This is a genomic window from Rhodoluna sp. (assembly GCF_049276775.1).
Taxonomy (GTDB): domain Bacteria; phylum Actinomycetota; class Actinomycetes; order Actinomycetales; family Microbacteriaceae; genus Rhodoluna.
Genome location: NZ_JBASXC010000096.1, coordinates 1 through 13,419 on the forward strand (window position 1 = coordinate 1; position 13,419 = coordinate 13,419).

At 52.4% G+C, this 13,419-nt stretch carries 12 protein-coding genes, 1 tRNA gene and 1 other RNA gene; 10 read left to right on the plus strand and 4 right to left on the minus strand.

Annotation, left to right across the window (positions count from 1 at the left end; all coding sequences use genetic code 11):
• Nucleotide 1 precedes the first annotated feature (1 nt).
• Nucleotides 2-89 (minus strand) — tRNA-Ser (locus WAO31_RS06225).
• A gap of 239 nt (nucleotides 90-328) precedes the next feature.
• Between WAO31_RS06225 and WAO31_RS06230 the strand changes: the two genes are divergently transcribed.
• From WAO31_RS06230 to WAO31_RS06265, 8 genes are all read left to right on the plus strand, one after another.
• Nucleotides 329-2,977: an MMPL family transporter gene (locus tag WAO31_RS06230; protein ID WP_509591545.1), complete on the plus strand. Its 2,649-nt coding sequence runs from the start codon at nucleotides 329-331 to the stop codon at nucleotides 2,975-2,977.
• Between the two features lie 47 nt (nucleotides 2,978-3,024).
• Nucleotides 3,025-3,121: signal recognition particle sRNA small type (gene ffs, locus WAO31_RS06235), an RNA gene on the plus strand.
• Between the two features lie 35 nt (nucleotides 3,122-3,156).
• The gene (locus WAO31_RS06240) at nucleotides 3,157-5,022 is read left to right on the plus strand and encodes a DNA polymerase III subunit gamma and tau (RefSeq protein WP_509591548.1); all 1,866 of its coding nucleotides are present in this window, start codon (nucleotides 3,157-3,159) and stop codon (nucleotides 5,020-5,022) included.
• Nucleotides 5,023-5,619 carry a recombination mediator RecR gene (recR, locus tag WAO31_RS06245; protein ID WP_509591551.1) on the plus strand — a complete coding sequence of 199 codons (597 nt, stop codon included), beginning with the start codon at nucleotides 5,023-5,025 and terminating at the stop codon, nucleotides 5,617-5,619.
• A gap of 61 nt (nucleotides 5,620-5,680) precedes the next feature.
• The gene (locus tag WAO31_RS06250) at nucleotides 5,681-6,946 is read left to right on the plus strand and encodes an aspartate kinase (RefSeq protein WP_509591554.1); all 1,266 of its coding nucleotides are present in this window, start codon (nucleotides 5,681-5,683) and stop codon (nucleotides 6,944-6,946) included.
• Nucleotides 6,947-8,014 (plus strand): aspartate-semialdehyde dehydrogenase, encoded by a 1,068-nt coding sequence (locus WAO31_RS06255; RefSeq protein WP_509591557.1) that lies wholly within the window; start codon nucleotides 6,947-6,949, stop codon nucleotides 8,012-8,014.
• The gene (locus WAO31_RS06260; RefSeq protein WP_509591560.1) at nucleotides 8,015-8,215 is read left to right on the plus strand and encodes a DUF2061 domain-containing protein; all 201 of its coding nucleotides are present in this window, start codon (nucleotides 8,015-8,017) and stop codon (nucleotides 8,213-8,215) included.
• A gap of 80 nt (nucleotides 8,216-8,295) precedes the next feature.
• Entirely contained in the window at nucleotides 8,296-8,853 is a 558-nt protein-coding gene (locus WAO31_RS06265; protein ID WP_509591562.1) for a hypothetical protein, read from the plus strand.
• Here WAO31_RS06265 and WAO31_RS06270 read toward each other — a convergent pair.
• Entirely contained in the window at nucleotides 8,850-9,647 is a 798-nt protein-coding gene (locus WAO31_RS06270) for a metallophosphoesterase (RefSeq protein ID WP_509591565.1), read from the minus strand. The two genes, WAO31_RS06265 and WAO31_RS06270, sit on opposite strands and share 4 nt — an antisense overlap.
• Nucleotides 9,648-9,745: 98 nt before the next feature.
• The gene (locus tag WAO31_RS06275) at nucleotides 9,746-12,223 is read right to left on the minus strand and encodes a transglycosylase domain-containing protein (RefSeq protein ID WP_509591568.1); all 2,478 of its coding nucleotides are present in this window, start codon (nucleotides 12,221-12,223) and stop codon (nucleotides 9,746-9,748) included.
• Nucleotides 12,224-12,293: 70 nt separating this feature from the next.
• On the opposite strand from WAO31_RS06275, the gene sp36 reads away from it, so the two are divergent.
• Together sp36 and WAO31_RS06285 are read left to right on the plus strand one after the other, a co-directional pair.
• A complete protein-coding gene (gene sp36, locus WAO31_RS06280) occupies nucleotides 12,294-12,446 on the plus strand; it encodes a Sp36 family protein (RefSeq protein WP_509591570.1) in 153 nt (50 codons plus the stop codon).
• Nucleotide 12,447: 1 nt separating this feature from the next.
• Complete coding sequence (locus WAO31_RS06285; RefSeq protein WP_509591572.1) at nucleotides 12,448-12,912, plus strand: RidA family protein; 465 nt, start codon at nucleotides 12,448-12,450, stop codon at nucleotides 12,910-12,912.
• Here the strand turns inward: WAO31_RS06285 and WAO31_RS06290 are convergent.
• Nucleotides 12,902-13,419, minus strand: a 518-nt coding sequence (locus WAO31_RS06290; protein ID WP_509591575.1) for an AMP-binding enzyme, incomplete at its 5' end; no start/stop codon positions are given. The genes WAO31_RS06285 and WAO31_RS06290 overlap by 11 nt on opposite strands.

Below are 13,419 nucleotides of genomic sequence, written 5' to 3' on the forward strand. Positions count from 1 at the left end.
CTGGCGGAGAATGGGGGATTCGAACCCCCGAGGGCTTTCACCCAACACGCTTTCCAAGCGTGCGCCATAGGCCACTAGGCGAATTCTCCAGGTGTTGATCGGGTAGACAACTCTCTTGAGTTTAGTAGTAAAAGGTAAAGTCCAAAATGAGCTCAAAATACCGCCTAGCTCCGAACTTGCTGGGAAGAAAGAGGTTGATCAAACCCCGGGTCTAAAGCTCGGTTAAAATTAGTTTCAGGAAACAGATGTTTCCTGTTCCAAATACCCCGAAGAGTTTTTGCAGGTTCTCCTGCTCTACTTAGAACCAGCAACTGAAACGGATATCCCTTTGGCTACCTTGCTATACAAACTAGGTCTTTTCTCTGCGCGAAAGGCCTGGTTAGTAATAATCGCCTGGCTGGCACTTCTTGGAATAACCGCAGGTCTTGCTCTTAGCTTGGGTGGTCGACTAACCACAACGATCTCAATTGACGGAGTCCCTTCTCAAAACGTTGTTGACCAACTGCAGAGCACATTCCCCGAGGCAAGCAGAGGAACCGGTCAGGTTGTTTTCTTCAAGGAGTCTGGCTCCTTCACAGACGCCGATCGCGTTGCAATAACAGCAGCGCTCGCTGAAGTTGAGTCACTGCCTGAGATTTCAGAGGCGGTAAACCCATTTGAGGTTCAAGCCGAAATTCGGGATGGCGAAAGACAAATTATCGATGGCAAGCAAGAACTGATTGACGCCGAAAAAGCAATCGCCGATGGCGAGCTTGAACTAGCCAACGCCGCTCAAGAAATCGTCGACGGCGAGGCAGCGCTCGCGGAGGGCCTTGCAACACTCGCAAGCACAAAAGCAGAACTTGAGGCAAACCTAGAACAGGTGAACGCAGGTCTAAAGCAGCTGCAGGACGCCGGAGCGCCAATCGAGATGCAGCAGGAACTTCTTACCAACAAAGCCCAGCTTGAGGGAGGATTAGCGGAAGTTGAAAGACAAACTGCAATTGCTTCTGCCTCTAGGGATCAGCTCGCCTCGGGCAAGATCGAGATTGCTGATGCTAGAACTGAGATCTCATCTGGAATTGAAGAAATCGCTCAAGCCAAGATTGATTTGGCAATTGGCGAGAAGTTGCTATTTGCAACCACGAATTTCACGGTTGTCTCAACCGATGAGACCACGGCCTTAGCAACAATCCGCTTCGATAAGCGCGGCACCGAGCTTGAAGATGGAACCAGAGAGTCGGTCGTTGAATCACTTTCCAATGCGAATCTGCCAGGAATCCAGGTTGAGTTTTCTCAGGAGCTTACCCAGTCCTTCGGAGAGATTCTCGGAATTGGTGAAATCATCGGGCTGATTGCAGCCGCGATTGTTTTGTTTGTATTGCTCGGAACCTTTATCGGTATGGCCATTCCTATTTTCTCGGCGGTTGTTGGAGTTGGAATCTCAGCAACGGTGGTTCTAGCACTCGCCTCCGAAATCGAAATGACCTCCACTACACCGGTACTTGGTGTGATGCTGGGGCTCGCGGTCGGTATCGACTACTCGTTGTTCATTGTGAATCGACACCGTAGACAGATGCGAAACGGCATGGAGCTCGAAGAATCCATCGGCCTTGCCAACGGAACCAGCGGTAACGCGGTCTTGTTCGCAGGCCTCACGGTTGTCATTGCTCTGGTTGCGCTAAATCTAACCGGTATTGGTTTTGTCGGACTTATGGGCTCGATGGGTGCCATCGCTATTGTTGTAGCGGTTGCAATCGCCCTCACCGTCACCCCGGCAGCGCTTTCGCTTATTGGTGAGCGCATTCTTTCGAAGAAAGAACGCGCTTTGATTGACAGCCCGAAAAAGAGGAGAACGGCAAAGAAGTCAACAAGCCCTAAAAATGCTTTGAAGCCGGTCTGGGCTACTCGTCACCCATGGGTTACCGTGTTCTCGATTGTCGCAGTTTTGGGAATCATGGCGATACCTCTTAATGACATGAGACTCGGTCTTCCAGACGGTGGATCAGAACCCAGGGACTCAACAGCATACAAGGCCTATACGCTGACAAGCGATGGCTTCGGTCCTGGTTTCAACGGTCAGGTGACTACCGTTTTGTCAACTGAGAACCCAATTCTGGAAGAAGACACCCTCGCCTTCCAGGCTGATGTTGCAACCGCCCTGATGGCACTTCAAAACGTTCGGGCCGCTGTTCCAGCAGCTATCGCGGATGATCGAAAGACGTTTATCTTTCAGGTCGTACCGGTTGGCGGACCATCGAGTGTTGAAACTGAGCAGTTGATATATGACATTCGCGAAATAAACGGATCGGTGCTTGATACCTATGGCGCCGAAATTGGAGTCACGGGAATTACCGCCACCAACGTCGATGTTTCAGACAAGATTGCGGATGTTCTGCCTCTGTATCTTGGAACTGTAATCTTGCTTTCACTACTTCTTTTGATGCTGGTGTTTAGGTCCATACTCATTCCTATTCTTGCGGCCGCTGGATTCCTCCTTACCGTGACCGCAACTTTGGGCGCTGTAGTTGCTGTCTACCAGTGGGGTTGGCTAGCTGACTTCCTTGGGGTGACATCGCCTGGACCAATCCTTAGCTTCCTGCCGATATTCCTAATTGGAATCCTGTTTGGTCTTGCGATGGACTATCAGCTGTTTTTGGTCTCAGGTATGCGCGAGGCGTTCACCCACGGAAAGAACCCAAGGGACTCGATCAACTTCGGTATTCACTTATCCCGCGGAGTGGTGATTGCCGCGGCTCTTATTATGATCACGGTCTTCGGAGGCTTTGCCTTCTCGCACCTGGCAACCATCAGGCCTATCGGATTCGGTCTGGCAATCGGTGTCCTAATCGATGCCTTCCTAGTGAGACTTCTTCTGGTTCCAGCCGCGATGACCATCTTGAATAAATCCGCTTGGTACATCCCCAAGTGGATAGATAAGGCTATGCCTGATGTTGACGTCGAGGGAACAAAGCTAGAGCGCAAGGTTCTTCACTAGAACCAGGTCCCAAAAAGTGGGTTGCTAGTTTTGGGTTTAGAATTGCCAAGGACTCCCCGTGCGGCGTCATCTTGGTGAACTCCCCCAGGATCGAAAGATAGCAAGGGTAGCTGGGCTCTGATGGGTGTGCGGGGGGTCTTTTTTCCTTATTTGTCTGCCCGAAAGGCTAGGTTGGAATCGTGACTCAAGCCCTGTATCGCAGATACCGCCCCGAAGCCTTTGCTGAACTAATTGGGCAATCTCAGGTCACCGCACCCCTTATGACCGCTCTCAAAACAGACCGGGTGAATCACGCTTACCTCTTCTCTGGTCCCAGGGGATGTGGCAAAACCACCTCCGCAAGAATTCTTGCTCGCTGCCTAAACTGCGCCGAGGGCCCAACCGATACTCCTTGCGGCAAGTGTGCTAGCTGTGTTGATCTTTCTCGAGAGGGATCGGGATCGCTAGACGTAGTAGAAATTGATGCAGCCAGTCACAACGGCGTAGACGACGCGAGAGATTTACGCGAGCGAGCAATCTTTGCACCAGCGAGAGATCGATACAAGATCTTCATCCTTGACGAGGCTCACATGGTCACCCCTCAGGGCTTCAACGCACTCCTCAAGATTGTTGAAGAACCGCCTGCCCACGTGAAGTTTATTTTCGCAACCACCGAACCAGAAAAAGTAATCGGGACGATTAGATCCAGAACTCACCACTACCCATTCCGCTTGGTGCCGCCGGCTCAGATGCTTGCCTACCTGGAGGAAGTTTGTACATCGGAGAAGGTAACCCCGGGCAAAGGAGTTCTGACTCTGGTGGTTCGTGCCGGAGGTGGATCAGTTCGTGATTCGCTATCGCTTCTGGATCAGTTGATAGCGGGGTCAGAAGTTAAAGACGGTAAGGCCGAAATTGAGTATGACCGGGCAGCCGCACTTTTGGGATACACCCACGCCAACTTGCTGGACGAGGTGGTGGACGCCTTTGCAACGCAGAACTCTTCTCTGGTGTTCTCTTCGGTTGACAAGGTCATTCAGTCCGGTCAGGACCCGAGGCGCTTCGTTGAGGACTTACTTGAAAAACTGCGTGATTTGATTGTGGTTCTATCGGTTGGCGACGACGCTAAGGCTGTGCTTCGAGGCGTCGCCGACGACGAGCTCGAGAAGATGAAGCTGCAGGCGATGAGCTTTGGAATGAGTGAACTAACCCACGCCTCAAATGCCGTTTCTGCTGCACTTTCTGAAATGTCTGGGGCAACCAGCCCGAAGCTACAGCTAGAACTGATGTGTGCCAAGGTCCTTGTTCCCTCAAGCGATAAGACCGAGATTGGATCCTTGGCAAGAATCGAAAGGCTAGAGCGCCGCATGGGAGTTGCCCAAAGTGCCGATGGACCCGCTGCGTCTCAACCGGTCTCCTCAAACCCAGTCTCACAACCAACCCCTCCACAACCCCCTCCTACAAAGCAACCACCGGTCCAGCAGGCACCAAAAGCAGCTGCACCCGCAGCTGCACCCGTTGCCGCTACAGCTCCAGCAGCGGTTGGTGGAATTACCAAACAGGCGGTAGTTGCTGCATGGCCAGAAATTCTGAGTCAGGTAAAAGCTGAATCGAAGTCGGCTTGGGTTGTTGCTTTCACATTGACCGTAATGGATCTAACCGGTGATGTTTTGACTTTGAAGTTTCTGAGCCAGAAGGATTTAGACGGCTTCAAAGCCGATAGCCGTTCAACCGATGCACTTAGAAAAGCAATCTTTGCGGTGCTCGGTATTCAGGTGAAGTTCAAACCCCACGTTGAGTCAGCGGAATCTGATGCAGTAGTTGATGCACCCGTTGACGCTCACCCACCAACCACTTCGATGCCGGTTATAAAAGAAGAGGCCGAGCCTTCAAAAGAAACAAAAAAAGCTGAGCCGAAAGCTCAAGCTTCCGAAGCGGAAAAGCCCGCCGAACCCGAGGCTAAATCGCGCAACGGAATGGTTGACGAGGAAGCTCGCTACGGGGAATCACTACTTCGCGAAATGTTGGGTGCCGAACCACTGCAGGACCCCAAAGCCGGTGGTCGATAGATGTATGAGGGAGTAATTCAGGAGCTCATTGATGAGCTCGGAAGACTTCCAGGAGTTGGACCCAAGTCCGCTCAGCGAATCGCTTTTTACCTTTTGCAGGCCGATGAAGATCAAGCCAAGCGCTTGGCCGAGGTGTTAACCGAGGTCAAGGAGCGAGTTAGGTTTTGCGAGCAATGCGGAAACGTTGCCGAAGCAGAGCTATGCAACATCTGCCGAGACCCCAGAAGATCAAAGGCCAGCATCTGCGTGGTTGAAGAATCCAAGGACGTTCAGGCAATCGAACGCACCCGTGAGTTCAAGGGTCTTTATCACGTACTGGGCGGAGCCATCTCTCCGATTGAGGGGATCGGCCCAGACAACCTTCGAATTAAGGAACTGGTTTCAAGGCTTGCAGACCCCGAAATCAAAGAGGTGATTATTGCCACCGACCCAAACCTGGAAGGGGAGGCCACCGCCACATACCTGACCAGAATGCTCTCACCCATGGGAATCACTATTTCGAGGCTTGCCTCCGGGTTGCCGGTTGGTGGCGATTTGGAATATGCCGACGAGATTACTCTCGGCCGAGCCTTTGAGGGTCGAAGGACAGTCAGCTAGACTTGGGATTTATCTGCCTCAACGATCGAGGCAAATCCCCAAATTTCCCCAGGAGCTGGAGTTGGCACTCATCGTTCAGAAGTTCGGCGGTTCATCCGTCGGCGATGCTGAAAAGATCAAGCTGGTCGCCAAGCGCGTAATCGACACCCACCGCTCCGGTAATCAGGTCGTTGTGGTTGTCTCGGCAATGGGGGATACCACCGATGAGCTACTCGAGATTGCCAATGGCGTCTCTAAAAACCCTTACGCAACCCCGAGAGAGCTAGACATGCTGCTCACCGCAGGTGAGCGCATCTCGGTGGCGCTGTTATCGATGGCAATTAACGACATGGGTGAAAAATCCAGATCGTTCTCCGGTCTTCAGGCTGGAATCATCACCGACTCGACCTATGGCAACGCTCGAATTGCGGAGGTCACACCCGATCGCGTCCAAACTGCAATTGACGCCGGTGAGATTGCAATCGTTGCCGGGTTCCAGGGGTTTGATCCCTCGAGCGGGGATATCACAACTCTGGGTCGAGGGGGCTCCGATACCACCGCGGTAGCACTGGCTGCCGGACTGGGCGCCGATTTGTGTGAGATCTACAGCGACGTTGACGGTGTCTACACCGCAGATCCAAGGTTGGTTCCTCAGGCTAAAAAGCTTGCCGCTATAGATATCGAATCAATGCTTGAGCTGGCAGCTGCCGGGGCGAAGATTTTGTATATCAGGGCAGTGGAGTTTGCAAGAAGACACAAAGTAAATCTTCGGGTTCGCTCAACATTTAGCGATGACCCCGGAACAATCATCTATTCGACAGGAGAAAGCATGGAAGAGTCAATAGTTGCAGGAGTGGCCGTAGACAAGGGTCAGTCAAAGATCACCGTGGTCGGTGTCCCCGATGTTCCGGGTACGGCAGCCGAGATCTTCACAGTGGTGGCGAAGGCCGATGTGAACATCGACATGATTGTTCAAAACGTGGCCGTTTCCAACACCCACCTTTCAGATATCTCTTTCACCCTCCCAACCGATGATTTCAAAAAAGCCGTCGACGCTCTAGAAGCGGCCAAAGCAGCAATCGGGTTTGAGTCGCTTCAGCTCGACGAGAAAATCGGCAAACTTTCGATTGTTGGCTCGGGAATGAAAACTCATTCTGGAGTATCGGCGACTTTGTTTGGGGCTCTTGCCAAAGCTGGAGTTAACATCGAGATGATATCAACATCCGAGATCCGCATCTCGGTTGTGACCAACATAAATCAGGTTGACGAAGCGGCGAGGCTTGTGCACTCGGCATTCGGATTAGACGGCGAAGCCGAGGCCATTGTCTATGCAGGATCGGGAAGATAAATGTCGAAAAAGCCAAGTCTTGCTCTAGTTGGTGCAACCGGTGCCGTTGGCACCGTAATGATCTCAATCATCAATGCTCGTGAGAACATCTGGGGCGAGATTAGGCTCATCGCATCCAAGCGTTCCGCTGGAAAGAAAATCACCGTACACGGCCAAGAGCTAACGGTGGTTGAACTCTCCGCCGAGGCATTTGATGGCATCGACATAGCAATGTTTGACGTGCCCGACGAAGTTTCAGAAGTTTGGGCTCCGATTGCTGCCGAGCGCGGAGCGGTAGCGGTGGATAACTCAGCGGCTTTTAGGATGAACGATCAGGTTCCACTGGTTGTTCCAGAGGTTAACCCGGAGCAGGCCAAGAACCGCCCACTGGGCATCATCGCCAACCCGAACTGCACAACTCTCACGATGATGGCCGCACTCGGCGCGCTTCATCACAAGTGGACACTGACCGAGCTGGTGGTTGCAAGCTATCAAGCGGTTTCAGGAGCGGGGGCTGTCGGTATCGAGCAGCTTCAGAAAGAAACCGCCGCGGTAGCGAAGGACTCAAGCTCGGGACTGGAATCAGACAATGTTGCTCGTGCCATCGAGGCAGCCGGTCTAAGCCAGTCCGATTCACCGTGGCCTGTTCCGATTGCACTGAACGTTATTCCGATGGCCGGCTCACTAAAGGCCGGGGGGCACTCTTCAGAGGAGATGAAGGTGCGTGATGAGTCGCGCAAGATTCTGGGGATTCCAGACCTTAGGGTAGCGGCTAGTTGTGTAAGAGTTCCGGTTCAGGTTTCTCACTCGCTGGCAGTGCATGCAACCTTCCTCAACCCGTTGACCGTGGCCGACGTACACAAAGAGCTCGAGGCCCAGCCGAGTATTGTCCTAATGGACGACCCGGCCAACGGCGTTTACCCAACCCCTGCCTTTGTTGCCGGGCAAGACCCGACCTTTGTTGGAAGGGTCAGGCAAGCTCTTGATTTTGAAAACAGCATTGATATGTTCGTAGTTGGCGACAACCTTAGAAAAGGCGCCGCTCTAAATACCTACGAAATTGCCGAGCTGGTTGCCAAAGAGTTTTGATTGATCTCTAAAAGACGCTCCCTCGCCAAGTCCATCACCTGGCGAGCCATAGCCGTGGCAGTCACTTTCATCGTCGGCTTTGCTATGACGGGAAGCTGGCAGTTCGCCGCCTCTCTCTCCCTGATCTCTAACTTCATAAACTTCGTCCTCTACTACATGCACGAGAGGTTCTGGCTCCAGGTTCGCTGGGGTAAAAAGTAGCCCAAAAATCTTTACAGTCCCGTTACCAACTCCGGGCTTTACATCGAGGGTTTTGGATTGGCCGTAGCTATCATTTAGCTATGGGGAAGATTTTTCTAGGTTCCGGCGTGCTCGTGTTGAGCCTTGTGCTCTCTGGCTGTTCCGCGGATGGCCCAGTGCAGGACCTAGGCCTAGAGCCCACCCCAACTCTTGACCAGGGCTTGATTCCGACAGCGCCGCCGGCGGATGTCGTGAACGTTGACCCAGCTCAATTTTTGACCACCTACGGGGATGTAATTTTCAAGGTGGGAGATGGACCGACCTGGTGCACCATGAGCGAGTTTGATGACTTCGTCATCTGCGAGCACAAAGAGTTTGACGCCAAGTATGAATTGCTTCCCATTCCGGAAGACTGCCAGTACACCTACGGGTATCAGCTGAGACTTCTTGGCAACCCCGTTGATGGTTCGGAAATGGCAGGATTTACCTGCGCCAACGCCAACTGGTCAGATGCTTCAAGCTCTCCGGTTCTGGCAAGCGGAGAGCAAATAACAACTTTTGGATTTAGCTGCTTTGTTCAAGGTCAAGTTGCGAGGTGCGAAAACTCCACCGGCGACTTTATTGCACTCGGCCCCGAGGCCTGGGCCACCAGTGACTAGTCCACTGGAGTAAGGGTAATAAGTCTTACCTCTGGACGACATAAAAATCTAACTGGTGCAAAAATTGAATTTCCCAGTCCTGCAACAACGCTGAGTATGGAATTGTTTCCGCCAAACTCCCAACCGGAAACACCTCTTGCAAACTTATTTGGCAGATCGGAGTTGGTGGTTAGCGCCCCGAAAAAGGGGAGCCTTACCTGACCACCGTGAGTGTGGCCAGCGAAAATCAGCTTCGCTTCGGCGTCTGTAAATTTTCTAATTACCTCTAGGTATGGCGCATGGGTTAGTGCGATAGTGAACTGATTCTTTTTTTGAACAGTGCCTAGGTCACTTAGCCCGATGTGGAAATCATCTATTCCAATAAATCGAATCTTGTTGTCAGATACCGTGATCTCAGCAGATCTATTGTTTAGATTATGCCAACCGGCTGATTCGAAGCCGGCAGTTAGTGCCTCTGTTTCGAGGGTTGCAGGATTTAGTTTGTCTTGGTCAATACCTTGAGCCTTAGGCTTCCCGGAAGGACGAAACAGATACCCGAAGGGATTTTTTAGGGCCGGGGCGTAGTAATCGTTAGATCCGTGAACGAAGACACCGGTTTTTGTAAGTAGTGGTCCGAGTGCATCAAGCAGTGGTTTGATGGCATCTTTGTGGCCTAGGTTGTCTCCGGTATTTACCACCAGGTCAATTTGCTTTTCACCCAAGGATTTCAAAAAGCGCATTTTGTTTTTTTGCCAGGGCGCTAGGTGAATGTCTCCCATTTGGAGAACCCGGATTGGGTTGGAGCTCTTGGGCAAAACCTTAATGGTTTCTTCTCGAATTACATAAAGCTGGCGCTCGATAACAATCGCCCAAACAGCCAGAGCAATTGGAACTAGCCAAAGCCAGAGGCTAATTAGGGCCCTCGACTAATAATCAAGAGGATGGCTCCAAGCCCCTCGGCCGGCGTGCCAGGCCCCGGGCTTGTTGAGACTACGTTGCCCTTTGGGATTGTTGATGAGGTCACAAAATACTGGCCTTGTGACGCAACCGGTTCACTAACTGCTGAGAAGCCTGACTCTAAGAGTCTTTGCTTAGCTGCTGCGACGCTAAGACCCGCAACATCCGGAACCACGACGGACCCACCCCGGCTTATGTACAGAGTCACAAGAGATCCTCTGATAACTTCAGTGCCAGCCTGGTAGTCAGCCGATGCCACTGTTCCGATTGGATTCAGCGAAAGCACCGGGTTCTTGGCAATCTTGACCGATAGACCGGCAAGCTTAATAAACTCTTCGGCATCGGTTGGGAGCAGTCCATTCACGTCGGGCATGATCACATTCGATGCGCCAAGGTAGAGCTCTGGAGGAGCCGGGAACGCACTTCCACCGTAGAGCTTGTTGGCTCGCGTCATTACCTTGCGCCAAATTTCGTGGCGGATGGCACCTCCAAAGAGACCGTCAACGGAGGTGTTGTCCACCTTGACAGCTCCCGAGACGTTACCAACCCAGGCAGCCGTTGCAACCTCGGTGGAGTATCCGGTCATCCAGGTTTGGACGGAGTCATCAGAGGTTCCGGTCTTACCTGCAATTGGAACATCGTCGTCGATTCTTGACCTGGTTCCGGTTCCTCCGGTAATGACCTGCTCAAAGGCGTAGGTGGCAGCCGCTGCAACCTCAGGGCTCATGGCTTGGGAGCAACGGGTAGTTGGAACCCGCATCTCGTTGCCAGTTGATCTAATGATCACTCGGTCAATTGCTACCGGCGAGCAGTAAACACCCTGGTTGGCAAAGCCTGCCATAGCACCGGCAAGGGAAAGAGCTGAAAGCTCGTTTGTACCGAGTACCGAGGAGGGAACAAAAGAAAGCTCATTTCCGTCAGCCCGCTGGACTCCCAGGCGCTGGGCCATGTCCCTGATGTCGCAAAGATCTAGCTGGGCTGCCATCGACACGTATGAGGTATTGATTGATCTAGCTGTGGAACGAAGAATGTCTTCGTTCACATATTTCTCATCATTGGAGTTCTGCGGTTCCCAGGTTCCAACTAATCCGCCACAGCGGGCAGAGAACTCTTCGGCATTCCATTCCTTCTTTCGAGCATCCACTCGGTCTCCCAGCAAGAAGCCCTTGGAAAGCCACTCAGCGAGAACGAAGATCTTGTATGTCGAGCCGGTCTGGAAACCAGAGGATCCTCCATAGGCCTTATCGGTGGAATAGTTAACACTTGTGGTGGTTGGGTCCTCGTCAGCATTTTGATCAAAGATTCGGTTTTGACTCATCGCCAAAACTCTTCCGGTTCCGACCTCAACGGAGATAGAGGTAGCTCCCAAATTCCATTCGTTGTCGATTGGCATCTCGCGCTTAACCACCCTGTCGGTGGTGGTTTGCAATTCAATGTCCATAGTTGAGTAAATCTCAAGCCCACCGCGACGAAGAAGCATTTCGCGATCTTCGATCGCGAGACCAAACTCGGGGGAGTTTCTTACGGTCCAGACCACGTAGTCGCAGAAGTAAGCGGTTGCTTGATTTGCTTCACAACCGGTTGGAGCCCTGGTGATGTTTGGCTCGATTGGTTCCGCCTTGTAGGCGGTTGCCTCAGCAGCGGTTATGTACCCCTCATCGCGCATGTTATTGATTACGTAATCACGACGGATTTTTGCAATCGGAAGATTCTCCGGTTCGTCAGGTTTGTATTCGTTCGGGGCCTTGAGCATGGCGGCTAGAAGGGCAGCTTGGGGGACAGTTAGCTCTTTGGCAGTGACACCGAAGTAGTAATTGGCGGCAGCTTCGATTCCGTTGATCTGGTTTCCAAAGAACGAAAGGTTTAGGTAGCCGGCAAGAATCTCCTTCTTTGTGGCCACCGACTCAAGGGCAATGGCGAGTCTGATTTCGCGAAGCTTTCGATCAATGGAGACTGCGGTAGCGGCAGCGATGGCCTCTTCGTCGCCTGAGAGATTGGCTGCTTCAACCAGGGAGTTCTTTACGTACTGCATGGTTATGGTTGAGGCCCCTGGTCCGGAAAGTCCAGTTGCAGCTACACCTAATGTTGCCCTGGTGAGGGATAAAACATCCACACCGCCGTGGAGGAAAAACCTTGGGTCTTCGGTTGCGACCACGGCATTTCTAATGTTGGGGCTCATGTCGTCATAGTCGACAGAGATTCTGTTTTCGTGGTAAAAAGTTGCCACAACAACCGGTTCGCCCTTTGAGGTTCCATACAAAGTTGAGGCCTGGGAGGCGTTTATGGGCTTGATGTAGTCGGGGAGGCCTTCGAATATGGTCATTCCAGCCGAGGTGGCATAGCTTCCAACAGCTGCGACCGGTGCCACAAGTGCCATGGTCAAAAGACCGGCTAGAGCGCTGAGGCCAAAGAGTTTTCCGAAGAGTCCGAGCATGGAGGGTTAGCCACACCTTTCTTGCGATTAAGCTCTAAGAATACTTGCTAACCCTGAGAGGCTGCTGACTATGACTAAGTGGGAATACATAACAACCCCCCTGATCATCCATAACACCACCCAAATCCTGAATAACTGGGGCTCCGAGGGCTGGGAATTGGTCCAGATTGTGACCGGCCCAGAGGGCGGCCTAGTTGCTTACTTCAAGCGTCCGGTGGCTTGAAATGTCTTTAGTTGAGCAAAAAATAACCGAGCTAGGACTGACCCTTCCTGAAACCTCAAAGCCCCTGGCTTCCTACATCCCAGCCGTTCAATCCGGCAACCTGGTCTTCACCTCAGGTCAGCTTCCGATGCGTGATGGCCAGCTTCTTCGAACCGGAAAGGTTGGAGCAGAGGTTTCAGCCGAGGACGCCAAGGCGCTCGCCGAAGTTTGTGCACTGAATGCACTGGCCGCAATCAAGATGGCGATTGGCGATCTGGAAAAAATCGTGCGCGTTGTAAAGGTGGTTGGCTTCGTTGCCTCAGCCCCTGATTTCACCGGTCAGCCTGCAGTCATAAACGGAGCGAGTGAATTTTTAGGGAGCGTTTTGGGCGATAAAGGTATTCACGCCCGAAGCGCCGTCGGCGTTGCCGTGCTGCCTCTTGATGCACCGGTAGAGGTAGAACTAATCGTTCAGATTAGTCACTAGCTCCATCGGCTAGTTTTCCTGTGATTACTGACATCACGGAAGTGTCGGCCAGCGTTGTGACGTCTCCAATCGGACGGTCTTCTGCAACATCCCTAAGAAGTCTTCTCATGATCTTGCCGGAGCGGGTTTTTGGAAGCTCGGAGACAACCATGATCTGTCTTGGCTTGGCAATTGGACCAATTTCTTTTGCGACGTGGTCACGAAGTAATTTACTGACATCGGAGTCGCTGCCCGCGGCAGCGACCTGGTCTGATCGAAGAATCACAAATGCAACAACGGCTTGACCTGTTGTTTCATCCTTGGCTCCAACAACAGCTGCCTCGGCGACGAACGGATGTGACACCAGGGCCGATTCAATTTCAGCGGTTGAAAGCCGGTGTCCTGAAACGTTCATGACGTCGTCGACACGACCCAAAATCCAGACGTCGCCGTCCTCGTCGAGTTTGGCGCCATCGCCTGCGAAATAGCGGTCGGTGTATTGCGACCAGTACACCTCTTTATAGCGTT

What these genes read in the sequence shown, in the direction of transcription:
- recR (WP_509591551.1), top strand. Translation starts at nt 5,023, where the DNA reads ATGTATGAGGGAGTAATTCAGGAGCTCATTGATGAGCTCGGAAGACTT.
- WAO31_RS06255 (WP_509591557.1), top strand. Translation starts at nt 6,947, where the DNA reads ATGTCGAAAAAGCCAAGTCTTGCTCTAGTTGGTGCAACCGGTGCCGTT.
- WAO31_RS06265 (WP_509591562.1), top strand. Translation starts at nt 8,296, where the DNA reads ATGGGGAAGATTTTTCTAGGTTCCGGCGTGCTCGTGTTGAGCCTTGTG.
- WAO31_RS06275 (WP_509591568.1), bottom strand. Translation starts at nt 12,223, where the DNA reads ATGCTCGGACTCTTCGGAAAACTCTTTGGCCTCAGCGCTCTAGCCGGT.
- sp36 (WP_509591570.1), top strand. Translation starts at nt 12,294, where the DNA reads ATGACTAAGTGGGAATACATAACAACCCCCCTGATCATCCATAACACC.
- WAO31_RS06285 (WP_509591572.1), top strand. Translation starts at nt 12,448, where the DNA reads ATGTCTTTAGTTGAGCAAAAAATAACCGAGCTAGGACTGACCCTTCCT.